Genomic DNA, 22,183 nt, shown 5'->3' on the forward strand with positions numbered 1-22,183 from the left:
ATGCCCTGGACCCACGATTGGCTGCCCGGTGTGCGAGAGCGCGACGTGCTCGTGCTCGGGCTGGGCGCCACCGGCTTGGCGGTGGCGCGCTGGCTGCACGCGGCCGGTGCCCGGGTGAGCGTGGCGGACACCCGCCCGGCACCGCCCCAGGCCGCGGCCCTGGCCGAGGCGGCGCCGGGCAGCCGGCTGTGGACGGGGGTGGCGTTCGATGCCGACCTGTTCGCCCGCGCGCCGTGGGCGATGGTGGTGCGCAGCCCCGGCATCGCCCCCGCGCAGATGGCGGCCCTGGCCGCGGCCGCCGCCGCCGTGGGCGTGCCGGTGCTGGGCGAGCTGGGCCTGTTCGACGGTGCGCTGCGGGCGCTGGCCGAGTCGCACGCCTACCGGCCGGCCGTGCTGGCCGTGACCGGCACCAACGGCAAGACGACCACCACCGCTCTGACCGGGCACCTGCTGCGTGCCGCGGGTTGGGACGTGGCGGTGGCCGGCAACATCGGCCCGTCCCTGCTCGACACGCTGGCCGAGCGGCTGGCCGCGCAGGCGCTGCCGCGTGCCTGGGTGCTGGAGCTGTCGAGCTTTCAGCTCGATGGCGTGGAGGGCTTCGAACCCACCGCGGCGACCGTGCTCAACGTGACGCAGGACCACCTCGACTGGCACGGCACCATGGCGGCGTATGCGGCCGTTAAGGCGCGGATCTTTGGCACGCAGGGGCTGATGGTGCTCAACCGCGACGACCCCATCGTGGCCGCGTGGCAGCCGCCCGAGCCGCCCGCCGGGGGGCCGCGCGGGCGCCCCGCGCCGGGGCGCGCGTGGACCAGCTTTGGCACCGGCGTGCCCACACGCCCCGGGGATTGGGGGCTGGAGACGGTCAACGGCATCACCTGGCTGGTGCGGGCCTTGCCGGACGACGAGGCCGGATCGCGCCGTCCGCGCACCGCCGATGCCGAGCTGCACATCCAGCGCCTGATGCCGGCCGAAGCGCTGCGCATCCAGGGGCGCCACAACGCCACCAATGCGCTGGCCGCCCTGGCCCTGGCGACGGCGGCGGGCGTGCCGCTCGCGCCGCTGCTGCATGCGCTGCGCGACTACCGCGGCGAGCCGCACCGGGTGGAGTCGGTGGCCATCGTCGGCGACGTGGAATACATCGACGACAGCAAAGGCACCAATGTGGGCGCGACGCTGGCGGCCATCGAGGGCCTGGGGGCGCAGCGCCGCCTGCTGGTGATTCTGGGGGGCGATGGCAAGGGGCAGGACTTCCGCCCGCTGGCGGCGGCTGTTGCCCGCCACGCCCGCGCGGTGGCGTTGATCGGCCGCGACGCCGCGGCGATCGAGGCGGCGCTGGCCGACACCGGGGTGTTGCGTGCGCGCTTCGACGATCTGCCGGCGGCGGTGCGCTGGTGCGCTGCGCAGGCGCAGGCAGGGGATGCGGTGCTGCTGTCGCCCGCCTGTGCCAGCCTGGACATGTTCCGCGACTATGCCCACCGCGCCCAGGTGTTCGTCGAGACCGTGCGCGCGCTCCAGCACGAGGAGGGCACGCCCGCATGAACGCACGCGAGCGCTGGCACCGTTGGCTGGCCGCCGTGGCCGCGCTGCTGCCCCAGGGCCGCTCGGGCCCGCGGGCGGCTGCCGCCGCGGGTGGCGAGATCCCGGTGCGGCTGATGCGCCGGGACTGGACCCGATCGCCCGCGCCGGCGGCCAGCGCCAGTGGCATCGACCAGCCACTGCTGTGGGTGGTGGTGGCGCTGCTGTCGTGGGGGCTGGTGATGGTGTACTCGGCCTCGGTCGCGTTGCCGGACAACCCCCGCTTTGCCAGTTACAGCCCATACCACTTCGTGCTGCGGCATGCGCTGGCGATCGGCATCGGCGCGGTGGCCGGAGTGATCGCATTCCAGGTCCCGACGAGCCGCTGGCAGACGCTTGCCAACCCGCTCTTTCTGGTGGCGATCGCGCTGCTCGTCATCGTGCTCGTGCCCTTCATTGGCAAGGGGGTCAACGGGGCGCGGCGCTGGATTCCGCTCGGGGTGATGAACTTCCAGCCGTCCGAGCTGGCCAAGCTTGCCGTGCTGCTCTACGCCGCCGGCTACATGGTGCGGCGCATGGAGGTGAAGGAGAAGTTCTTCCGCGCCGTCTGGCCCATAGCCATGGCGGTCGGGCTGGTCGGCGTGCTGCTGCTGGCCGAGCCGGACATGGGTGCCTTCATGGTGATCGCCGTCATCGCCATGGGCATCCTGTTCCTGGGGGGGGTCAACGCGCGCATGTTCTTCCTGATCGCGCTGGTGGTGGCGGCGGCGTTTGCGATGGTGGTGCTGACCAACGAGTGGCGGCGCGAGCGCATCTTTGCCTACCTGGACCCGTGGAGCGAGCAGCACGCGCTGGGCAAGGGCTACCAGCTCACGCACGCGCTGATCGCGCTGGGCCGCGGCGAGTGGTTCGGCGTCGGGCTGGGCGCCAGCGTCGAGAAGTTGCACTGGCTGCCGGAGGCGCACACCGACTTTTTGCTCGCCGTCATCGGTGAGGAGTTCGGCTTCGTGGGCGTGCTGTCGCTCATCGCGCTGTTCATGTGGCTGACCCGACGCATGATGCAGATCGGCCGTCAGGCCATCGCGCTGGACCAGGTGTTCGCCGGGCTGGCGGTGCAGGGCGTGGGGCTGTGGATCGGCTTTCAGGCCTTCATCAACATCGGCGTCAACCTGGGGGCCTTGCCGACCAAGGGGCTGACGCTGCCGTTCATGAGCTACGGGGGATCGGCCATCCTGATGAACCTGGTGGCGGTCGCGTTCGTGCTGCGCGTGGACTGGGAGAACAAGGCCCTGATGCACGGAGGTCGCGCATGACGCAGCCCTGCGCGCTCGTGATGGCCGGTGGCACCGGGGGGCACATCTTCCCCGGGCTGGCGGTGGCCGAGGCCCTGCGCGCCGAGGGCTGGCGCGTGCATTGGCTGGGCGCGCCCGGCGGCATGGAGGCCCGATTGGTGCCGCCGCGCGGCTTTGCGTTCGAGGCGGTGGCCTTTGGCGGCGTGCGCGGCAAAGGGCCGCTGACGCTGGCGCTGCTGCCGCTGCGCCTGCTGCGCGCGTTCTGGCAAGCGTGGCGTGTGGTGCGCCGCGTGCGGCCGGACGTGGTGGTGGGTCTGGGCGGCTACATCACCTTCCCCGGCGGGCTAATGGGGGTGTTGGCGGGCCGGCCGCTCGTGTTGCACGAGCAGAATTCGGTGGCGGGGCTGGCCAACCGCGTGCTCGCCCAGGTGGCGGACCGGGTGTTTTGCGCCTTTCCGAAGGTGCTGCCCCAGGGCGAGTGGATCGGCAACCCCTTGCGAGCCGCGTTCGTGCAGCAACCCGCGCCGGCGCAGCGCTTTGCCGGTCGCCATGGGCCGCTGCGCCTGCTGGTGGTGGGCGGCAGCCTGGGTGCGCAGGCCCTCAACGAGACGGTGCCGCAGGCGCTGGCCCGTCTGCCGGCCGGGCAGCGGCCCCAGGTGCGGCACCAAAGCGGCGAGCGCCACCTGGAGGCGCTGCGCGCGGCCTATGCCCAGGCCGGGGTCGAGGCGGAGTGCGTGGCCTTTATCGACGACACGGCCGCGGCCTTTGCCGAGGCGGATGTGATCATTGCCCGCGCCGGTGCCAGCACCGTCACCGAGATCGCCGCGGTCGGGGCGGCGGCGCTGTTCGTGCCGTTCCCGCACGCGGTGGACGACCACCAGACCACCAATGCGCGGTTTCTGGTCGATCAGGGCGCGGCGTGGCTGCGCCCGCAGGCCGAGCTGACCCCCGAGTGGCTGGCCGACTGGCTGCGCAGTCTGACCCGCGCCGACCTGTGCCAGCGGGCCGAGCGCGCCCATGCCCAGCGCAAGACCGAGGCGGTCGATGCCATGGTGCGCGCCTGTACCGCGCTGGCCCGACCCAGCCCCCGCACCCCATCATGAAACACGCGATTCGTCACATCCACTTCGTCGGCATCGGCGGCGCCGGCATGAGCGGCATCGCCGAGGTGCTGCTCACCCTGGGCTACACCGTCTCCGGCTCCGATCTGGCCGACAGCGCCGCCACCGAGCGCCTGCGCCAGCTCGGCGCGCGCGTGCTGCTCGGCCACGACGCGGCACACATCGCCGGTGCCGACTGCGTCGTCGTCTCGACGGCGGTCAAACCCGACAACCCCGAGGTGCTGGCCGCCCAGGCGCGCCTGCTGCCGGTGGTGCCGCGCGCCGTCATGCTGGCCGAGCTGATGCGCATGAAGAAAGGCATCGCCATCGCCGGCACCCACGGCAAGACCACCACCACCAGCCTGGTGGCGAGCGTCCTGGCCGCCGCGGGGCTGGATCCGACCTTCGTCATCGGCGGGCGGCTCAACAGCGCCGGCGCGCACGCGCGGCTGGGACAGGGCGAATACATCGTCGTCGAGGCGGACGAGTCCGACGCCTCCTTCCTCAACCTGCTGCCCGTGATGGCGGTCGTGACCAACATCGACGCCGACCACATGGACACCTATGGCCACGACTTCGGCCGGCTGCAGCAGGCCTTCGTGGACTTTTTGCATCGCATGCCGTTCTACGGCGCAGCCGTGGTCTGCATCGACGACCCGCACGTGCGCGCGCTGCTGCCGGCCATCCAGCGCCCGATCACGCCGTATGGCCTGAGCGAGGACGCCCAGGTGCGCGCCCTGGACGTGCGTGCGGTCGGGGCGCAAATGCATTTTCGCGTGCAGCGGCGCAACGGCGTGGCGCTGCCGGATCTGGAGGTCGTGCTCAACCTGCCGGGTGAGCACAATGTGCGCAATGCGCTGGCGGCGATTGCCGTGGCGGTCGAATTGGGTGTCCCCGACACGGCCGTGCTGCAGGCGCTGGCGGAGTTCAAAGGCGTCGGCCGGCGCTTTCAGCCCTATGGCGAGGTGCCGCTGCCCTCGGGCGGCACGGCCACCGTCATCGACGACTATGGCCACCACCCGGCCGAAATGGCCGCCACCATGGCCGCGGCCCGCGGGGCCTTCCCCGGGCGCCGGCTGGTGCTGGCCTTTCAGCCGCACCGCTACAGCCGCACGCGCGACTGCTTCGAGGACTTCGTGCGCGTGCTCGGCCAGGCCGATGCGGTGTTGCTGACCGACGTCTATGCCGCGGGCGAGGCGCCCATCGTCGCCGCCGATGGCCGCAGCCTGGCGCGGGCGCTGCGCGTCGCGGGGCGGGTGGAACCCCTGTTCGTGGCCGACGTGGCCGATCTGCCGCGCGCCATCCTGGACAGCGCCCGCGACGGCGACGTCGTGCTGTGTATGGGTGCGGGCTCGATTGGCGCGGTGGCCGCCCGTGTGGTGGCGCTGGCGGCGGCGCCGGCGGCCCTGTCCACCGAGGGGGTGGGGGCATGACCGCGGCGCCGATCCTGTCCCCCGTGGCGGTGGACCCGCGCGCGCTGGGCAAGGTGGCGGTGCTCATGGGCGGCCATTCGGCCGAGCGCGAGGTCTCGCTGATGTCCGGCGGCGGCGTGCTGGCCGCGCTGCGCCGTGCGGGCGTCGATGCCCACCCCTTCGACCCCGCCGAGCGGCCGCTGTGGGCGCTGGCGAGCGAAGGGTTTGCGCGCGCCTTCATCGCGCTGCACGGCCGTTTCGGCGAGGACGGCACCGTGCAGGGCGCGCTGGAGCTGATGGGCATTCCCTACACCGGGTCGGGGGTGCTGGCCTCCAGCGTGGCCATGGACAAGGTGATGACCAAGCGCATCTGGCGCGCCGAAGGCCTGCCCACCCCCGACTGGCGCCAGGTTGCCAGCGTGGAGGAAACGCAGGCCGCCTTCGACGCCCTGGGCGCACCGATGATCGTGAAACCCGCGCGAGAGGGGTCCACCATCGGGCTGACCAAGGTGACCGCGCGCGAGCAGTGCGCCGAGGCCTACCGGCTGGCGGCCCACCACGACCCCGAGGTGCTGTGCGAGCAGTTCATCGCCGGGGACGAGGTGACCTGCCCGGTGCTGGGCAGCGGGGCCGCGGCCCAGGCGCTGCCGGTCATCCACATCGTCGCGCCGGGCGGCAATTACGACTACCAGAACAAATACTTCAGCGACGACACGCGCTACATCGTGCCCTGCGACCTGCCCGCGGGTGAGGAGGCGGCCATCCAGGCCCTGGTGCTGGCGGCGTACCGGACGCTGGGCTGCCGCGGCTGGGCGCGCGCCGACGTCATGATCGACGCCGCGACGCGCCGGCCGTATCTGCTGGAGATCAACACCTCGCCGGGCATGACCGGGCATTCGCTGGTGCCGATGTCGGCCCGCGTGGCGGGGCTGGACTACGACGCGCTGTGCCTGCGCCTGCTGGCGGACGCCGCGTTGGACAACCCGCTGCCCGCCCCCGCCGCCCGAGGAGGGGAGCGCTGACATGGCCACCCGCGCCACCCCGATGCCCCTGCCGGCCGACGTGCGTGTGATGAACGCCGTCGCCGCGGCGCTGTTCGCGCTCGCGGGTCTGGCCGTGGTCGTGGCGGGGGTGGTGTGGGCGGCGCGGCATCCGCTGTGGACGCTGCAGGGCATCGTGCTGCGTGGCGAGGTGGAGCACCAGAACGCGGTGACCGTGCGGGCGCTGGTCGTGCCCCACCTGCGCGGCACCTTCCTGACCTTGGATCTGGCGGCGGCGCGCGAGCGCTTCGAGGCCCTGCCCTGGGTGCGCGAGGCCGTGGTGGAGCGGCAGTTTCCCAACCGCTTGCGTGTGACCCTGCGCGAGCACGAGCCGCTGGCGTGGTGGGGCGAGCCGGGGGGCGGGCGTCTGGTCAGCGTGCGCGGCGAGGTGTTCGAGGCCGACCCCGACGACCCCGCGGCCGACCACTGGAGCACGCTGCATGGCCCGGCCGGCGAAGCCGAGGCGGTGGTGTCCATGTACCGCCGGCTGCAGCCCCTGGTCGAGCGCCTGGGCCGCGACATCGGTCGGCTGGAGCTCTCCGGCCGGGGCAGTTGGCGCCTGACGCTCGACAGCGGGGCCCCGATCGAGCTGGGCCGCGGCGACGCCGAGGCGCTGGCGCGCCTGCAGCGCTTCGTCACCACACAGGCCGCGCTGCGGGCCCGCTACGGGCCGCGCGACATCGTCAGCGCCGATTTGCGCTACCCCAACGGTTACGCGCTGCAACTGCGCGGCGTGACCACCCAACCCGACGCGCCGGCAGGCAAGCGCACGGCGGCCCCGGCCGCCGCCCGCAGCGCGTCGCCTCCGTCTCGCAACCCCTCCCGCTGAACGCATCATGGCCAAGGAATACAAGGACATCGTGGTCGGACTCGACATCGGCACCGCCAAGATCATGGCGGTGGTCGCCGAGGTCATGCCCGGCGGCGACCTCAAGCTCGCCGGGTTGGGCGTGGCGCCCAGCAGCGGCCTCAAGCGCGGCGTGGTCGTCAACATCGACGCGACGGTGGCCAGCATCCAGCAGGCGCTCAAGGAGGCGGAGCTGATGGCCGACTGCCGCATCGCCCGGGTCTACACCGGCATCACCGGCAGCCACATCCGCGGCATCAACTCGCAGGGCATGGTGGCGATCAAGGACCGCGAGGTCAGCCCCGCGGACGTGGCGCGGGTGATCGAGACGGCCAAGGCGATCAACATCTCCACCGACCAGCGCCTGCTGCTGGTGGAGCCGCAGGAGTTCATCATCGACGGCCAGGAGGTCAAGGAGCCGATCGGCATGAGCGGCGTGCGCCTGGAGGCCAAGGTGCACATCGTCACCGGCGCGCAGAGCGCGGCGGAGAACATCCTGAAGTGCGTGCGCCGCTGCGGGCTGGAGGTGGACCAGCTCATGCTCAACCCGCTGGCCGCGGCGCAGGCGGTGCTGACCGAGGACGAAAAAGAGCTGGGTGTGGCGCTGGTGGACATCGGCGCGGGCACCACCGACGTGGCCATCTTTGCCGGCGGCGCGATCCGCCACACGGCGGCCATTCCGATCGCCGGCGACCTGATCACCAACGACATCGCCATGGCGCTGCGCACGCCCACCAAGGACGCCGAGGACATCAAGGTGGACAGCGGCTGCGCCAAGCAGCTGCTCGCCGACCCGGACCAGCAGGTCGAGGTGCCCGGCATCGGCGACCGCGGCCCGCGCCTGCTGAGCCGTCAGGCGCTCGCGGGCGTCATCGAGCCGCGGGTGGAGGAGATCTTCGCGCTGGTGCAGCAGGTCATCCGCGAGTCCGGCTGCGAGGAGCTGCTCTCCAGCGGCATCGTGCTGACCGGCGGCAGCGCCGTCATGCCCGGCATGGTCGAGCTGGGCGAGGACATTTTTCTCAAGCCCGTGCGGCGCGGTGTGCCCAAGTACGCCGGCGCCTTGGGCGACATGGTCGCGCAGCCGCGCGCGGCCACGGTGATGGGTTTGCTCGAGGAGGCGCGCCTGGCGCGCCTGCGCGGGCAGAAGGTGGCGCAAAAGGCAGGCTCGGTCGGGGGCCTGCTGACCCGCGTCAAAGAGTGGTTCGTCGGCAATTTCTGAGATTCCCGAGGTTAGGCAAGGAGCGTTCCATGAGCATCGAAATGATCGAGGTCGAAGAGTTCAACCGGGGCACGCAGATCAAAGTGATCGGCGTGGGCGGCGGCGGCAGCAACGCCGTCGAGCACATGATCCAAAGCCGCGTGCAGGGCGTGGAGTTCATCTGCGCCAACACCGACGCGCAGGCGCTGGCGCGCTCGTCGGCGCATCGGCTGATCCAGCTCGGCCGCACGGGGCTGGGCGCGGGCAGCAAGCCGGACAAGGGCCGCGAGGCGGCGCTGATGGCCGAGGCCGACATCCGCGAGTCCATCGAGGGCGCGCACATGCTGTTCATCACCGCCGGCATGGGCGGCGGCACCGGCACCGGCGCGGCGCCGGTCATCGCCAAGATGGCCAAGGAGATGGGCATCCTGACCGTGGGCGTGGTCACCAAGCCCTTCGACTGGGAGGGCGGGCGGCGCATGGCCAATGCCGAAGAGGGCCTGAGCGAACTGGAGCAAAGCGTCGATTCGCTGATCGTCGTGCTCAACGACAAGCTGCACGAGGAGCTGGGCGAGGACGTGACGCAGGACGAGGCCTTTGCCGCCGCCAACGACGTGCTGAAGAACGCCGTGGGCGGCATCGCCGAGATCATCAACGTCGAGGCGCTGGTCAACGTGGACTTCGAGGACGTGCGCACCGTGATGGGCGAGCCGGGCAAGGCCATGATGGGCACCGCCGTGGCCAGCGGCCCGGACCGCGCCCGCATCGCCGCCGAGCAGGCGGTGGCCTGCCCGCTGCTGGAGGGCGTGGACATGCGCGGCGCCAAGGGCGTGTTGGTGCTGATCAGCGCGGCCAAGGGCTCGCTGAAGCTGTCCGAGTCCAAGCTGGCCATGAACACCATCCGGGCCTTTGCCGCGCCCGATGCGCACGTCATCTACGGTACCGCCTACGACGAGTCGCTGGGCGATGCGCTGCGCGTGACCGTGGTGGCCACCGGGCTGAACCGCAACGGCCAGCGCCAGCCGCTGACGGTGGTGCAGTCCCAGCCGCAGCAGGGCCTGCGCACCGGCACCGACAACATGCCGTTCATCCCGACGCTCAACCAGCCGGTGGGGGGCGCCGGTGCGCCGTCCAGCGCCGCGGCCGGCGTCGGCGGGGCGGGTCTGCACCCCAATGTGCCGCGCGTGTGGCTCAACGGCCGCAACAACCCGGGCAGCGCCGCCTCGCGCGTGGAGGCGCTGGCCTCCAGCGGCATGGACGACTTCGAGATCCCGGCCTTCCTGCGCAAGCAGGCCGACTGACGCCCGCGCCTACGCAACGCTCCTGCCGGCGGGCCGTCATGCCGACGCGGCCCGCCGGCCACCCCGCCGGGCGGCGGGGTCGTCGTCGCTTCATCGTGCGCGGATCCGACCCCGCGCCTACAATCCCACCCCATGATTGCGCAACGTACCCTCAAGACCCTGACGCGTGCCGTGGGCGTGGGCCTGCACAGCGGCGAACGGGTCGAGCTCACGCTGCGCCCGGCGGCGCCCGATACGGGCATCGTTTTTCGCCGTGTCGATCTGGCCGATCCGGTCGACATCCCCGTCAGTGCCGCAGCCGTGTCCGACACGCGGCTGGCCTCCACCCTTTCGCGCAACGGTGTGCGGGTGCACACCGTCGAGCATCTGATGAGCGCGTGTGCGGGGCTGGGCATCGACAACCTGATCATCGACATCACCGCCGAGGAAGTCCCCATCCTCGACGGCTCGGCGGCGTCCTTCGTCTACCTGTTGCAAAGCGCCGGGATCGAAACCCAGCGCGCGCCGCGGCGTTTTCTGCGGGTCACGCGCCCGGTGGAGGTGCGCGAGGGCGAGGGCCGCACCCTCAAATGGGCCCGGCTGGAGCCCTACCACGGCTTCAAGCTGCGCTTCGAAATCGAGTTCGACCACCCCGCGGTCAGCGCCACCGGCCAGTGCGTGGAGTTCGATCTGGGCAGCGGCCAGTACGCGCGCGAGATTGCGCGCGCGCGCACCTTCGGCTTTACGCGCGACGTGGAGCACATGCGCTCGCAGGGACTGGCGCTGGGCGGCGGGTTGGACAACGCCATCGTGCTCGACGACGTCAAGGTGCTCAACGCCGACGGCCTGCGCTACGACGACGAGTTCGCCAAGCACAAGATTCTGGACGCCATGGGCGACCTGTACCTGGTGGGGCGGCCGCTGCTGGCCGCCTACAGCGCCTACCGGTCGGGGCATGCGCTCAACAACCAGTTGTTGCGTGCCCTGCTCGCCCAGCCGGACGCCTACGAGATCGTCACCTTCGAGGACGACGCGCGGGCCCCGCAGGGCTTTGCCCGGCTGGCCCTGGCCCGGTGACCGTTTGACGGGCAGCGCGCCGTGTTCCTGTTTCGCTTCCTGATGTTTGCGCTGCTCGGCGCCAGTGCGCTGTGCTTCGCGTTCTATCTGGGCACCGGGCGCAAGCACTTTGTGCGCTGGGGCATCGTGATCCTGAAGTGGACCGTGATCGCCGCGCTGGCCTTCTTCGGCGTGCTGATCCTCAGCCGCATCGGCTAGCGCCGCCGCCCCTTCCTTGCCCCTCCTCAATAGCTGCGCCCGTCCTTGTAGGCCGCATGCGTGCGTGCCCGCAGGGCAGCCACCTTGCCGATGGCCTGCGTGGTGCGTGCCACCTGCGCATGGGTGATGCACAGGCCCAGCGCATCGGCGGCGTCTTTGCCGGGCAGGCCGGGCAGGTCGAGCAGGCGGCGCACCATCTCCTGCACTTGGCTTTTTTGCGCCTTGCCGTAGCCGACCACGGCCTTTTTGAGCTGCAAGGCGGTGTACTCCGCCACGGGCAGGTCGTTGGCCACCAGGGCCGTCAGACAGCACCCGCGCGCCTGTCCCAGGATCAGGGTGGCCTGCGGGTTGACGTTGACGAACACGATCTCCAGCGCCGCCACGGTCGGCTGGTAGCGCTGCACCACCTCGCCGATGCCGTCGAACAGCACCTTCAGGCGCTGGGGCAGCAGCGCGCCGTCGTCGGGGCTGGTGCGGATGGTGCCGCTGGCCACATAGCGCAGGTGCGGGCCGTCCACGTCCACCACGCCAAAGCCGGTGGCCGTCAGGCCGGGGTCGATGCCGAGGATGCGCATGGACGCAATCGTAGCGTGCGTGAGCTGTTGCTGCGCGGCGGCGTCAATGTGTGGGGCTTGAACAGGTAGAGTAGGCGAGCAGTCCGTCAGCATGTCCTTCTGCGGGATGAGGCATCGCCATTGGTATCCGGGAGCATGAGTCGCTCTGCCTCGTTCAGCGTCGAATGGAGGGCTGGCACCCACCATCGGTACAAGATTGGTTCCCGGGAACACATCTGGCTTGGTTCCCGGGAGCACGTCTGGCGCACGAAGTGGTCGTTCTGGTGAGCGGTTTTACCTCGGCGGGTAGCGCAAAAGTCGCTGCACATCTAGCAACCGGATTTCGCGCTTGTCGATCTCGATCAGTCCCTCAGACTCCAGCTCGCGCAGCACCTTTGAGAAGTACTCGGGCGTCATCGATAGGCGCGAGGCGATGGAGGCTTTGCTCACCGGCAACCTCACGATGACCGGATGTTCTTCCTCGTCGGGTAGGTCACGCAACAGGTAGCCGATCACGCGCTCGACACCGCTACGTAGTGAATAAGCCTGCACATCGTTGACCAGTCTGTGCAGACGCAGCGACAGGCCAGCCAGCATACGCATGCAGAACTGTGGGCTACTGTGAATCTCGTGCAGCACCGCCTTGCGCGAGACACTCAACAGTAAGGTGTCGGCCAGGGCCTGGGCATTGATCATGTAGGGTTTTTCCATGAACATGAAAGCCTCGGCGAAGGTGCTGCCTGGGCCAACCAGTTCGATGATCTTTTCCTGTCCTGACGGCGAGACGGCGTAGAGCTTGACCTGCCCCCAGACGGTCACGTGGAATTCTTGACAGGGCTCTCCGGCACGGAAAATGTCCGTACCGCGTGTGAACTCGCGCAACCGACTACCCTGAGCCAACCGCTGTAACTCCGCCGGCTGCATCTCCTGGAACAGAGGCAGCATGGACAGATAGCGCGGTAAGTCGAAACGGGACGCGTCCATGGCAGCGCCAACTTCGGAGGTCGTCGGGATTGTACCCGCGACCCAAACCGGGTCCTCGGGCGGGTATCGCGCGGCCGACACGATGACCTCAGGCGGCGTGAATCATGAACCGCTGGTACACCGCGGATAGCCGGTTGATCAAGTCTTGTGGGCGCCGCACGAGTGCATAACCCTGATCGCCGAACAAAAACGGCAAGTAGTCGTGCGCGGTTTCGTCAATCGTGATGCAGAAGGGCAGCAAGCCGGCGCCACGGGCGGCCTGCACCGCATGGCGCGTGTCCTCCAAACCGTAGCGGCCCTCGTAGACGTCCAGGTCGTTCGGTTTGCCGTCGGTCAGCAGCAGCAATAGGCGCTGGCGCTCCGGACGCTCAGCCAGTCGCGTAGTGGCGTACCGGATGGCCGCGCCCATGCGCGTGTAGTAGCCAGGCTTGATCGCCCCCACGCGATCGCGCGTGGACGCTCCCCAGCGTTCGTCAAAGCCCTTGAGCTGGTGGATGCGCACGTTCTGCCGCCGCACGGACGAGAAACCCAGCATCTCGAACGGATCGCCACTGGCCGACAGCGCCTCGCCGAACACATAGAGCGCGTCGCGGATGACGTCGATCACGCGAGCCGTCTGGGTGGCATAGGCATCGGTGGACAGGGACAGGTCGGCCAGCAGCAGCGTGGCCAGGCTGCGCTCGCTGCGCACCCGGCGGCTGAATACCGCAGGCGATTCGCTGCGCGGGGCGGCCGACGCTTCCACCGCGTGGCGCACCCAGGCGTCCAGGTCCAGTTCCTCGCCCTCGGGCTGGGCGTGTAGGCGACCCATGCCGCCGCGCAGCACCTCCATGCGCCGGCGCACCCGGCGGGCGGTCACCCGCAGCGCGGGCGGGGGCGCAAAGGGGGGCGGCTCGGCCGTCACCAGGGTCTGCAGCGCGCAGTGGTCGGCCATTAGTTGTCCTTTGCGCCAGTCCCATTCGGGCAGGCGGATGCCGGGACCCAGCGGTCGGTCGTCGGCGGCGGCGCTGGGCAGGTCCAGGTCGAACTTCACCCGCGAGGCAGTGGTCTGCCCGTCGGGCGCAATGGCCAGCATGTCCATGTCGTTGGCCGCGGCCAGTGCGTTGCCGTCGTCGTCATCGTCACTGGCGCGGTTGACCTTGACGAACTCGCCCCAGGACAAGATGGACTCGGCGCGGAAGAACATCATCAGCGGCGCCTTGTTGCGTTCGTCGGCGACGGTTTGTGCCCGGCGACGGTAGGTATCCCCGATGGCGTGCGGTTGCTCGGAGCCAGTCGTTTGCGGATTATGCTCACGCGCTACGGGTGTGGCGGTCCGTGCTGACGTGGTGTCCAGCCACAGCCAGACCGGTGCCACCTCATCTGGGCGCACGCCAGGAATGAAATTCCACCGCCCTGCCAGCGCCTGTTGCACGCTGCGCTCGGCCTCGGCCGCACGGCCGCGCAGGCGGGCCGGATCGGGCCGCAGGGCGCGTTCGGCGGCCAGCAGCAGGGCATGTCGGCCGGCCAGGCCAGGAAAGGTCGCCAGCGCGCGCTGCGTGGCGCGCTGGTTGTCGGCGATCCAGTCACCGCTCGGCTCGATGTGGGCCGCCAGCGCGGCCAGCCACAGGTAGAGCGCGCGGTTGAGCGCCGGATCGGCATGCACCGCGATGCACGGCGGCAGCGACAGCGCCTCGGGCTCCAGGCGGCCGGTGGCGGCATGGGTGCCGGTACCGGCCACGCGCTGCAGCCAGTCGCGCGCCCCGCCCACGCGGCGTTCGCTGGCCGGCGCCACGCGCACCGCCGGCGCACCGCCCGCGGCACGGAACATGAGCGTGAGGGTCCGCTGCACTTCGGGCAAGGCCACCGCAGCCGCTTCGTGCTGGCGGCTGGCCGCGCGGCGGATGAAGCGGTCCCACTGTTTGCCAACCCACTCTTCCATCAGTCTTTCCTTTCCAGGACGGCGGCCGCGTCGCGTTCCGCTTTGCGCTGGCGCAGCGTTTCGCGGACCGCGTCCGCGCCCACCTTCCATTCGAGCAGCGGCTTGCCCGATTGCGCCGTCCGCGTTTCTTCACATGAGTCGAGGCACTGCCCACACTGCACGCACGAAAACATCATGCGTTTGATGTTGCGAGGATGCAGGCGCATGGGGCAGCCGTTGTCGCAGGCCGAGCCTTGCGGATAGGTGGCGGTGGTGCAGGTGCGGCAGTCGCGCGCGTGGTCGCGGTCAAAAGCGACCACCATGCCCTTGGGGTTGGCCATCCACACCATGCTCTGGAACAGTCCTACGGCGCAGCCGAAGCGGCAGAACAGGTGGCGGGCAAACGCAAACTCCAGCGTGAAGATGACGGAGGCCGCGATCAGGAAACGCGCTTGGTTCGGCGTGAGCGTGCCGGCCAGCAGCCCGCCCCAGATCTCGGCCGGTGGCAGCAGGTAGGTCAGCAGCGTGATGGCCCAGAGAAAGCCGAACACGGCGCAGAGCGAGAAGAACACCGGCCACCAGCGGGCCGAGGGCTTGACGCCAGCACGCAGCGTGCGGTGCTTGTCCCACAGGCTGAGCTTGCCGCAGGCGCGGTGCAGCACGGTGTTGAGCGTCTCCACCAGCGTGAAGTGAGGGCACAGCCAGCCACAGTAGAGACGACCGTAGCGCCAGGCCACGGCGAGGAAGCCGACGACCAGCACGATCGCGGGCAAAAAGGCGCGGACAAAGATCTGGATGGCCGCCTGGTTGGCGCTGATCTCGCCGGCCCGGAAGGCGTCGATGCCCAGGCTCCAGCGTTGACCAAGGAACCAGAGCTGTGTCTCGTGCAGGTCGAAGCGCAGCAGGTTTAGTGAAGGTGCCAGCAGGAACAGGGCGAAAAAACCCAGTTGGAAGCAAAGGCGGCGGCGACGCAGGGGGTGTGGCATCAGGAGGACAATGAAGCGTCGCCGCCGCTGCACGCCATGTTCAGGCACCGAGCGTGGCTTGAACGACCTCGTCGAGGCCGGCCGCGGTTTCAGCGTCATCCGTTAGCGCGTCGACGATGGCCGAACGGCAGGCGACGGTCAGCGGCAGCCCGCTGGCCACCAGGCGTGCGGCCATTACCAGCAGGCGAGTACTTATGGTTTCTTCGAGGTCGTGGTCGGTCAGGCGACGCAGTGCCTCGGCCAGTTTGACCAAGCGGGTCGCAAGTGCCGGGTCAACACCCGCTTCGGCCACCACGATGTCGCGCTCGACCTCGGGCCCTGGGTAGCCAAAGGTCAGCGCCACAAAGCGCTGCCGCGTACTGGGCTTGAGGCTCTTGAGTAGATTCTGATAGCCTGGGTTGTAGCTGATCACCAACATGAAGTCCGGTGGGGCGATGAGCTGCTCGCCGGTGCGTTCAATCGGCAGGATGCGGCGGTCGTCAGCCAGCGGGTGCAGTACCACGGTGGTGTCCTTGCGGGCCTCTACCACCTCGTCGAGGTAACAGATAGCGCCGCTGCGCACCGCGCGGGTCAGTGGCCCGTCGACCCACACGGTGCCCTGCTCACCGATCAGGTGGCGGCCGACCAGGTCGGCCGCGCTCAGGTCGTCGTGGCAGCTCACGGTGACGAGTGGTCGCCCCAGGCGCGCCGCCATGTACTCCACGAAACGGGTCTTGCCGCAGCCGGTGGGTCCTTTGATCAGCACCGGTAGGCGTTGCCGGAAGGCGTGCTCGAAGAGCGCGACCTCGTCAGCCTGTGCGATGTAGAACGGGGCCTTCGCCAGGTGTTGCTGCTCACTGTAGTCCATGAAACTGTCGACGTGGTATCACGTTTCCTTATGCGGGTCGAGCGTTGAGCATGCCACCACCACCGGTGCGCACGGTTTCGCCGCGCACCGGCTCGCCACCGATGAAGAAGCTGGCGAAGTACAGGAGCTGACCGATCAGGAACATCACGCCACCGGCAACGCGGCTCCAGTAAAAGAAGGCCAGCTGGTCTTGGGTATCCATGAAGCTCCGGGCACCTTCGGCAGGCAAGCGCTGCAGCCACACCTGCAAAATACCGGCACCCGTGAGAGCGAGCACCATCACGGCCATGCCGATAGTCATGATCCAGAAGCTCCACATTTCGGCCGACTGGGCCTTTTGGCTGTTTGCGATTCGACCGCGCAGCGCGGGCATGGCGTAGCTGATCAGCGTGATGACCACCAGCACATAGGCGCCGTAGAAGGCCAGGTGGCCATGAGCCGCGGTTATCTGCGAGCCGTGGGTGTAGTAGTTGATTGGGCTGAGCGTGTGGATGAAGCCCCACAGGCCAGCACCCAGAAAGCCCATGACCGAGGTACCGACAGCCCACAGCACAGCCGCCTGGTTGGGATGATCACGACGGCGGCGTTGCACCATGTTGAAGGCAAACACGGTCATCATGAAGAAGGGAATCGGTTCCATCGCCGAAAAGATCGAGCCGATCCAGTGCCAGTAGCCCGGCAGGCCGATGAAGTAGAAGTGGTGGCCCGTACCTAGAATGCCGGTCATCAGCGCGAAGGCGATGATCACGTACAGCCACTTGTCGATCACCTCACGGTCGACGCCAGTGGTCTTGACCAGCACGTAGGCCAGCAGCGCCCCCAGGATCAGTTCCCACACACCCTCTACCCAGAGATGGACCACGAACCACCAGTACATCTTGTCACGCACCAGGTTGTGCGGGTTGACGAAGCTGAACAGGAAGAGCAGCGCCAGTCCCCACAGACCCATCAGTAGCACAACCGAGATGGCGGTCTTGCGGCCCTTGAGCACCGTCATGCTGATATTGAACAGGAAGCCCAGCGCCACGATGACGATGCCAATCTTGGTCGGCAGCGGCTGTTCGAGGAATTCGCGGCCCATGGTCTCCAGCAAATGGTTGCCCGTCAGTTCCGCCAGCTTGGCGTAGGGCACCGTCAGATAGCCGACGATGGTCAGCGCACCGGCCACCAGGAAGACCCAGAACAGGATCTTGGCGAGTAAGGGGCTGTAGAGCTCGGTTTCGGACTCTTCGGGCACCAAGTAGTAGGCGGCCCCCATGAAGCCGAATAGCAGCCAGACGATGAGCAGGTTGGTGTGAACCATGCGGGCCACGTTGAACGGGAGGTAGGGAAAGAACAGATCCCCGATGACGTACTGCAGGCCAAGGGTTATGCCGAAAATCACCTGCCCCGCGAACAGGACCATGGCTGCGATGAAGTACGGCTTGGCGACAGACTGGCTCTGATATTTGAGGGTTGCGATTTTCATGATGGTCCTCCGATCAGCCTTCGATGTTGGGCGGCCACTGCTCGGTATTGATCTCGCTGGTCCACTTGAGGAACTCGACCAGGTCATTGAGTTGCTGTTCGCTCAAGTTGAACTGCGGCATCTGGCGGCGATGCGGTACGCCTGTGGGCTGCGCTTGCATCCAGGCCTTGATGAAGTCCGCGCCGCGACGCTTGTAGACATTACCCAGCTCGGGCGCGAAGTACGCTCCCTCGCCGAGTAGCGTGTGGCAGCCTATGCAGTTGCGTGTTTCCCAGATCTTCTTGCCCGCAATCACCGCAGGCGTGATCGCTTGGGCGTTGGAGCGCGCCGGGATGCGTTGCTCGGTGTCGAACACGATGGCTGCAAACAGCAACGCGAAAAACACGCTACCACCGTAAAAGATGTTGCGGGCGGTCTGTTTGGTAAACCCGCTTTGCGCTTGACTCATGAATGCCCTCCATCTCTATTGAGGTAGGGCATATCCTCCTGTTTTTCTCAAGTATCGTCCTTGAACCAGTTCAAGGATGCCCTCACAAGTCTGTTTCACAGTGTGAACCGATGGAAACGAACGATGCAGCGGCTGGTCTGCGCGCAGCGGTCATGGTGGCGCTGGCCAGCGTGGACGACCCGGAGATGGGTGAGAACCTGGTGGACCTGGGAGTGGTCGGCGAGGTGGAGGTGGACGACGGGCGTGTGCGCGTGAGCCTGATTCCTACCAGCGCCACCTGCCCGATGGCCGACCTGATGGTCGAGGACGCGCGCCGGGCCGTGCAGCAGGCCTGCCCGATTGGTACCGAGGTGGATGTGTACATCGACTGGGACACCAAGTGGTCCCCCGAGCGGTTGGCACCGGCGCTGCGGGAACGCTTCGGATGGTGACCCCAGCACGACTGCCCCGCACGCCGCGTGCGGCCGCAACCCCGCCTCTGCCGCGCTGGGCCATCGCCCTAGTGGCGGCCATGGCCATGCTAAACCTGTTGGGTGGCGTCGGCGGCGGTCTGGTGCGCCTGGGCAGCCTGCCCGCGCAGGGCTTCGGCCCCACCGGCGCCCACGCCATCGGTGCCCATGGCGCGGTGATGATGGCCGGCTTCTTCGGCGCCCTGATCGCGCTCGAACGCGTGGTCGCGCTGCGGCGCGGTTTGTGGGTGCCGGTGCTGGCGGCCCTGGGCGGCTGGCTGGCCTGGGGCGTGGGCCAATGGACCGCTGCGGGCGTGCTGTGGGTGGCCTCGGCCGCCGGGCTGGTGTGGCTCTACGCCTGGGCCGGATCGAACCGCGCCATGTCGTTGCCGCTGGCGGTGGAGGCCTCGGGTGCGCTGGCCCTGCTGGTGGCCAACGCTGCCTTCGCGATGGGCCAGATGGACGCCGCCCGCATCGGCTGGAGCGCCTTCCTGGTGCTGACCATCGCCGGCGAACGGCGCGAACTGACGCGGCTGGTGAAGCTGCCCGGGTGGGCCTCGAAAGCCTTCCTGCTGGTCTGGGCCGGTGCAGTGGCCGCGGTGCTGCTGGCGCTGTGGCAACCCGGTGTGGCCACGGCGCTGTGGTGGACCACCATGGCCCTGCTGGCCGCCTGGCTGCTGCGCTGGGACGTGGCCACGCGCCAGTGGCGCGCCAAAGGCTGGGCCGGCCACACTGCGATCTGCCTTGTGGTCGGCTACGTCTGGCTGGCGACGGGGTCGGTGCTGGGGCTGATGGGCCAGACCGTCGCCTGGCACGCACTGTGGCTGGGTTTTGTCATGGCCATGGTCTTCGGCCACGCCCCCATCATGCTGCCGGCCCTAGCCGGTTGGCGTCCCGAACCCACGCGCTGGGCGCTGCTGCCGCTGGCGGTGCTGGGGGTGAGCCTGGCGCTGCGGGTGGGGGCATCGGTCACGGGCTGGGCGGATGGACTGGCGGCGGCAGGCGCGGGCCACGCGCTGGCGTTTGTGCTGTTCGGGGCGGTGATGGTGCGGGCGGTGCGGCGGGGGCGCTAATCAGCCGCGCAGCCCCACGCTGAACAGCACGATCAGCCCCAGCACCACCACCAGCCAGCCCATCACCGCGCGGCGCCACAGCGCGGGCGCCTGGCGCAGCTCCATGTAGTCCAGCGCGATCAGCGCGCCCTTGAGCGCCGAGAGCGCGAGCACGGCAAGTGTGGCCACGGTGCCCAGGTGCTGGCCACTGACGGCCGCGCCCTCGCCCAGCCACCAGCTGGCCAAGGTGGCGAGCGCGAGCAGCGCGAAGATGGTGTCGGCTTTGTTCCATCGCATGTTCTTCACAACCTTCAGCGGATGACGTAGACCAGCGGGAACAGCACCATCCACAGCAGGTCGACCATGTGCCAGAACACCGCACCCGAGGCCGGCGCCATGTGGTTGGCCCGCCCGTAGGCGCCGGCACGGGCCTTGAACCAGAGCACGGCGAACACGATGGCACCCACGACCACGTGCAGGTAGTGGAAGCCGGTGAGCAGGGTGTAGAGCAGCGTGAACGAATCGGTGGCCCAGTCGAACCCTTGCTGCACCTTGCCCGCGAACTCGTGGGTCTTGACGACCAGGAAACCGATGGCGCCCGCCAGCGCGGCCAGCAGCCAGTGCGCACCCGCCCGGCCCTGGTCCGCTTCAAAGCAGCGCACCGCGCGCACGGCGGCCCAGCTGGCCGCCACCAGCAGCAGGGTGTTGAGCACCCCGGTGTGCAGACTCAGCGACGCCTGGCCGGGGGCGAACACCTCGGGCTGCAGGTGGCGCGTGATCGCGAACGACACGAACAGCAGACCGAAGGTCAGCAGCTCGGCCAGCACCAGCAGCCAGACCACACCGTCGCCAGCCAAGCGCGGCGCGGGTGTCGTCAAGGTGTGTGCCCGATTCAAAGCAGCCGTGGAACCGCCTTCGCTGGGCCACTGGTGTTGTCCTTCCCCTGCAGGAGAAAGAGAACGTGCGCAGCGTTGCACGGGGGTCAATGTGACGTTCCCTCGGATCGGGTGATCTTGTTCCACACGTTGTACTTGCCCACCGGCTTGCGCATGGGAAGACGCTTGACCTCCTTGAACGTGTTCGCGTCGTAGACGATCAGCGCACCGTCCATCTCCCACACGCTGGCCAGCGCATACCTGCCGTCCTTGGTGAACTCAACGTGGGTCAGTGTCTTGCCGGGTTCCTTCACCGTGGCCACGGGCTGCAGCGTCATCTTGTCAATGATGGTCAGGGTATCCCTGGCGGTCGGACTCATCATCGAGTCGGTCCACGCGTAGCGCGTGTTTTCGTGGCTGCGGATGAAGAAGCCGGGACCGGGGGTAGGGATGGTCTTGACGAGCCTCCAAGTCTTCATGTCGACGACGTCAATTGCCCCATTCTTCAGATTAGGTGAGGCCAGCACCGTGCTGCCGTTCCAGGCAAAGGTGATACCCGAGCCCAGGTGGGGCATGCCGGCGATTGGTAGGTCGGCGATCTTGCGGCGCACGTCCAGGTTGACCACCTGCGCGGTCGCTTCGCCGTCACCGGTTTTCGGCCTTGTGGCGCCCAGGACGTGGCGATAGCTTTGGTCGAAGAAAAAGTCGTCCAGCGGCTCCTCCAACGGGGTGCGGCGTATGCCCAAGAAGCCGGGTTTGGCAATCGACTCGCCCATCCTATAGTCATGCACCAGGCCATCATAGATGGGCTCGGCCTCGGGGTTGTAAGAAATCTCCCATAGCTCGGGAATGTCCTTCAAAGCCACCACAAAGCTTTGGCGCGGCGCGGCGTCGTAGACGGCCGAAACGCGCGACGTCTGCTTGCCGTCGAGTGTGGCTGCAACGTAGGATTTCTTGAGATTCAAATCGGCGTCAAACAGTACCACGCTGTGCGGCAGGTAGTTGGCGGCCATTACCCATTTTCCGTCTCCGCTGACTGCCACGTTGCGCATGTTTAGGCCGGCTCGCACCTCGGCCACCACACGCAGACGCCAGAGGTCGTACTTGGTGATCCAGCCATCGCGCGAACCAAAAAACACGTAGCGGCTGTCGGGTGTGAACTTAGGGCCGCCGTGCAGCGCAAAGCGACTGGCAAAGCGGGTGATGACCTCAAAGGTATCGCCGTCGAGCAGGCTGACATGGTGGTCGCCGCCCTCCACCACGACGAATAGGTTCATCGGGTCGCCATTCCAAACCGGTTTCGCTGGCTCGTTATCCGGTTGTGCGTTGAGCCTGTGCGAGGCGCGGATGTCGGCCTCGGTCCAGCGGGGCGCGGGCAGCACCGGAGTTCGGATGTAGGTCGCGAGTGCGTCGATCTCGTCGGCGCTCAGTTGTTGGGCGAAGCCCGGCATTTGCGTGGTGGGGCGGCCGTGCGCGATGACCTTGAGCAGCTCGCTCGGACGCAAGCGTTCCAGGCTTTCGGGCAGCAGGGCTGGCCCCATGGCGCCGGTGCGCTGCTCCCCGTGGCACCCGGCACAGTGCTGCTGGTAAAGGGCCTTGGCGTCGATGGTCTGAGCGGACGCGATATCCATACCCATCAAGCACAGAGCCAGCACCAA

At 68.5% G+C, this 22,183-nt stretch carries 22 protein-coding genes; 12 read left to right on the top strand and 10 right to left on the bottom strand.

Annotation, left to right across the window (positions count from 1 at the left end):
• The 10 genes from Tfont_RS07650 (at position 1) to Tfont_RS14490 (ending at position 10,962) form a co-directional block, all read left to right on the top strand.
• Positions 1-1,542, top strand: a complete 1,542-nt coding sequence (locus Tfont_RS07650; RefSeq protein WP_143968985.1) for a Mur ligase family protein — start codon at positions 1-3, stop codon at positions 1,540-1,542.
• The gene (ftsW, locus tag Tfont_RS07655) at positions 1,539-2,831 is read left to right on the top strand and encodes a putative lipid II flippase FtsW (protein ID WP_143968986.1); all 1,293 of its coding nucleotides are present in this window, start codon (positions 1,539-1,541) and stop codon (positions 2,829-2,831) included. The genes Tfont_RS07650 and ftsW overlap by 4 nt, the downstream gene beginning before the upstream one ends.
• The gene (gene murG, locus Tfont_RS07660) at positions 2,828-3,913 is read left to right on the top strand and encodes an undecaprenyldiphospho-muramoylpentapeptide beta-N-acetylglucosaminyltransferase (protein ID WP_143968987.1); all 1,086 of its coding nucleotides are present in this window, start codon (positions 2,828-2,830) and stop codon (positions 3,911-3,913) included. Before ftsW ends, murG begins: the two co-directional genes overlap by 4 nt.
• Positions 3,910-5,343 (top strand): UDP-N-acetylmuramate--L-alanine ligase, encoded by a 1,434-nt coding sequence (gene murC, locus Tfont_RS07665; RefSeq protein WP_143968988.1) that lies wholly within the window; start codon positions 3,910-3,912, stop codon positions 5,341-5,343. Before murG ends, murC begins: the two co-directional genes overlap by 4 nt.
• Positions 5,340-6,344, top strand: a complete 1,005-nt coding sequence (locus tag Tfont_RS07670) for a D-alanine--D-alanine ligase (RefSeq protein ID WP_143968989.1) — start codon at positions 5,340-5,342, stop codon at positions 6,342-6,344. Before murC ends, Tfont_RS07670 begins: the two co-directional genes overlap by 4 nt.
• Position 6,345: 1 nt before the next feature.
• The gene (locus Tfont_RS07675) at positions 6,346-7,191 is read left to right on the top strand and encodes a cell division protein FtsQ/DivIB (RefSeq protein WP_143968990.1); all 846 of its coding nucleotides are present in this window, start codon (positions 6,346-6,348) and stop codon (positions 7,189-7,191) included.
• Positions 7,192-7,198: 7 nt separating this feature from the next.
• Entirely contained in the window at positions 7,199-8,428 is a 1,230-nt protein-coding gene (gene ftsA / locus Tfont_RS07680) for a cell division protein FtsA (protein ID WP_068610935.1), read from the top strand.
• Between the two features lie 29 nt (positions 8,429-8,457).
• Positions 8,458-9,708 carry a cell division protein FtsZ gene (ftsZ, locus tag Tfont_RS07685; protein ID WP_068610937.1) on the top strand — a complete coding sequence of 417 codons (1,251 nt, stop codon included), beginning with the start codon at positions 8,458-8,460 and terminating at the stop codon, positions 9,706-9,708.
• A gap of 132 nt (positions 9,709-9,840) precedes the next feature.
• Positions 9,841-10,764 carry a UDP-3-O-acyl-N-acetylglucosamine deacetylase gene (gene lpxC, locus Tfont_RS07690; protein WP_068610939.1) on the top strand — a complete coding sequence of 308 codons (924 nt, stop codon included), beginning with the start codon at positions 9,841-9,843 and terminating at the stop codon, positions 10,762-10,764.
• A gap of 21 nt (positions 10,765-10,785) precedes the next feature.
• The gene (locus Tfont_RS14490; RefSeq protein ID WP_185974497.1) at positions 10,786-10,962 is read left to right on the top strand and encodes a hypothetical protein; all 177 of its coding nucleotides are present in this window, start codon (positions 10,786-10,788) and stop codon (positions 10,960-10,962) included.
• A gap of 26 nt (positions 10,963-10,988) precedes the next feature.
• Here the strand turns inward: Tfont_RS14490 and ruvC are convergent, their stop codons facing one another.
• From ruvC to Tfont_RS07725, 7 genes are all read right to left on the bottom strand, one after another.
• Positions 10,989-11,537, bottom strand: coding sequence for a crossover junction endodeoxyribonuclease RuvC (ruvC, locus tag Tfont_RS07695; RefSeq protein ID WP_068610941.1), 549 nt, complete (start codon positions 11,535-11,537; stop codon positions 10,989-10,991).
• 273 nt (positions 11,538-11,810) lie between these two features.
• Entirely contained in the window at positions 11,811-12,500 is a 690-nt protein-coding gene (locus tag Tfont_RS07700) for a Crp/Fnr family transcriptional regulator (protein WP_143968991.1), read from the bottom strand.
• Positions 12,501-12,588: 88 nt separating this feature from the next.
• Positions 12,589-14,421 (bottom strand): nitric oxide reductase activation protein NorD, encoded by a 1,833-nt coding sequence (locus Tfont_RS07705; RefSeq protein ID WP_143968992.1) that lies wholly within the window; start codon positions 14,419-14,421, stop codon positions 12,589-12,591.
• Positions 14,421-15,386 carry a 4Fe-4S binding protein gene (locus Tfont_RS07710; RefSeq protein WP_143968993.1) on the bottom strand — a complete coding sequence of 322 codons (966 nt, stop codon included), beginning with the start codon at positions 15,384-15,386 and terminating at the stop codon, positions 14,421-14,423. The genes Tfont_RS07705 and Tfont_RS07710 overlap by 1 nt, the downstream gene beginning before the upstream one ends.
• A gap of 40 nt (positions 15,387-15,426) precedes the next feature.
• Positions 15,427-16,233 (bottom strand): CbbQ/NirQ/NorQ/GpvN family protein, encoded by an 807-nt coding sequence (locus tag Tfont_RS07715; RefSeq protein WP_143968994.1) that lies wholly within the window; start codon positions 16,231-16,233, stop codon positions 15,427-15,429.
• Between the two features lie 28 nt (positions 16,234-16,261).
• Positions 16,262-17,701 carry a cbb3-type cytochrome c oxidase subunit I gene (locus tag Tfont_RS07720; RefSeq protein ID WP_143968995.1) on the bottom strand — a complete coding sequence of 480 codons (1,440 nt, stop codon included), beginning with the start codon at positions 17,699-17,701 and terminating at the stop codon, positions 16,262-16,264.
• 13 nt (positions 17,702-17,714) lie between these two features.
• Positions 17,715-18,149: a c-type cytochrome gene (locus tag Tfont_RS07725; protein ID WP_143968996.1), complete on the bottom strand. Its 435-nt coding sequence runs from the start codon at positions 18,147-18,149 to the stop codon at positions 17,715-17,717.
• A 110-nt stretch (positions 18,150-18,259) separates the two neighbouring features.
• Between Tfont_RS07725 and Tfont_RS07730 the strand changes: the two genes are divergently transcribed.
• Together Tfont_RS07730 and Tfont_RS07735 are read left to right on the top strand one after the other, a co-directional pair.
• Positions 18,260-18,580 (top strand): metal-sulfur cluster assembly factor, encoded by a 321-nt coding sequence (locus Tfont_RS07730; RefSeq protein ID WP_260682309.1) that lies wholly within the window; start codon positions 18,260-18,262, stop codon positions 18,578-18,580.
• Between the two features lie 80 nt (positions 18,581-18,660).
• Complete coding sequence (locus Tfont_RS07735; protein WP_143968997.1) at positions 18,661-19,671, top strand: hypothetical protein; 1,011 nt, start codon at positions 18,661-18,663, stop codon at positions 19,669-19,671.
• On the opposite strand, the gene Tfont_RS07740 is transcribed toward Tfont_RS07735, so the two are convergent.
• The 3 genes from Tfont_RS07740 to Tfont_RS07750 form a co-directional block, all read right to left on the bottom strand.
• On the bottom strand, positions 19,672-19,947 hold the full coding sequence (locus Tfont_RS07740) for a cytochrome C oxidase subunit IV family protein (RefSeq protein WP_143968998.1): 276 nt from the start codon (positions 19,945-19,947) through the stop codon (positions 19,672-19,674). It lies immediately after the preceding gene.
• Between the two features lie 14 nt (positions 19,948-19,961).
• Positions 19,962-20,528 (bottom strand): cytochrome c oxidase subunit 3, encoded by a 567-nt coding sequence (locus Tfont_RS07745; protein ID WP_260682310.1) that lies wholly within the window; start codon positions 20,526-20,528, stop codon positions 19,962-19,964.
• 104 nt (positions 20,529-20,632) lie between these two features.
• Positions 20,633-22,162, bottom strand: coding sequence for a nitrite reductase (locus Tfont_RS07750; RefSeq protein WP_260682311.1), 1,530 nt, complete (start codon positions 22,160-22,162; stop codon positions 20,633-20,635).
• Between the last annotated feature and the right edge of the window lie 21 nt (positions 22,163-22,183).

The sequence above is a fragment of the Tepidimonas fonticaldi genome (genome assembly GCF_007556755.1).
GTDB classification, from domain to species: Bacteria; Pseudomonadota; Gammaproteobacteria; order Burkholderiales; family Burkholderiaceae_C; genus Tepidimonas; species Tepidimonas fonticaldi.

Coding starts and splice junctions, on each gene's coding strand:
- Tfont_RS07710 (WP_143968993.1), bottom strand. CDS start 15,386: ATGCCACACCCCCTGCGTCGCCGCCGCCTTTGCTTCCAACTGGGTTTT.
- lpxC (WP_068610939.1), top strand. CDS start 9,841: ATGATTGCGCAACGTACCCTCAAGACCCTGACGCGTGCCGTGGGCGTG.
- Tfont_RS07725 (WP_143968996.1), bottom strand. CDS start 18,149: ATGAGTCAAGCGCAAAGCGGGTTTACCAAACAGACCGCCCGCAACATC.
- Tfont_RS07735 (WP_143968997.1), top strand. CDS start 18,661: ATGGCCATGCTAAACCTGTTGGGTGGCGTCGGCGGCGGTCTGGTGCGC.
- ftsW (WP_143968986.1), top strand. CDS start 1,539: ATGAACGCACGCGAGCGCTGGCACCGTTGGCTGGCCGCCGTGGCCGCG.
- Tfont_RS07670 (WP_143968989.1), top strand. CDS start 5,340: ATGACCGCGGCGCCGATCCTGTCCCCCGTGGCGGTGGACCCGCGCGCG.
- Tfont_RS07700 (WP_143968991.1), bottom strand. CDS start 12,500: ATGGACGCGTCCCGTTTCGACTTACCGCGCTATCTGTCCATGCTGCCT.
- ftsA (WP_068610935.1), top strand. CDS start 7,199: ATGGCCAAGGAATACAAGGACATCGTGGTCGGACTCGACATCGGCACC.
- Tfont_RS07740 (WP_143968998.1), bottom strand. CDS start 19,947: ATGCGATGGAACAAAGCCGACACCATCTTCGCGCTGCTCGCGCTCGCC.
- Tfont_RS07730 (WP_260682309.1), top strand. CDS start 18,260: ATGGAAACGAACGATGCAGCGGCTGGTCTGCGCGCAGCGGTCATGGTG.
- Tfont_RS07750 (WP_260682311.1), bottom strand. CDS start 22,162: ATGGGTATGGATATCGCGTCCGCTCAGACCATCGACGCCAAGGCCCTT.
- ftsZ (WP_068610937.1), top strand. CDS start 8,458: ATGAGCATCGAAATGATCGAGGTCGAAGAGTTCAACCGGGGCACGCAG.
- Tfont_RS07715 (WP_143968994.1), bottom strand. CDS start 16,233: ATGGACTACAGTGAGCAGCAACACCTGGCGAAGGCCCCGTTCTACATC.
- murG (WP_143968987.1), top strand. CDS start 2,828: ATGACGCAGCCCTGCGCGCTCGTGATGGCCGGTGGCACCGGGGGGCAC.
- Tfont_RS07705 (WP_143968992.1), bottom strand. CDS start 14,421: ATGGAAGAGTGGGTTGGCAAACAGTGGGACCGCTTCATCCGCCGCGCG.
- Tfont_RS07675 (WP_143968990.1), top strand. CDS start 6,346: ATGGCCACCCGCGCCACCCCGATGCCCCTGCCGGCCGACGTGCGTGTG.
- ruvC (WP_068610941.1), bottom strand. CDS start 11,537: ATGCGCATCCTCGGCATCGACCCCGGCCTGACGGCCACCGGCTTTGGC.
- Tfont_RS07720 (WP_143968995.1), bottom strand. CDS start 17,701: ATGAAAATCGCAACCCTCAAATATCAGAGCCAGTCTGTCGCCAAGCCG.
- murC (WP_143968988.1), top strand. CDS start 3,910: ATGAAACACGCGATTCGTCACATCCACTTCGTCGGCATCGGCGGCGCC.
- Tfont_RS07650 (WP_143968985.1), top strand. CDS start 1: ATGCCCTGGACCCACGATTGGCTGCCCGGTGTGCGAGAGCGCGACGTG.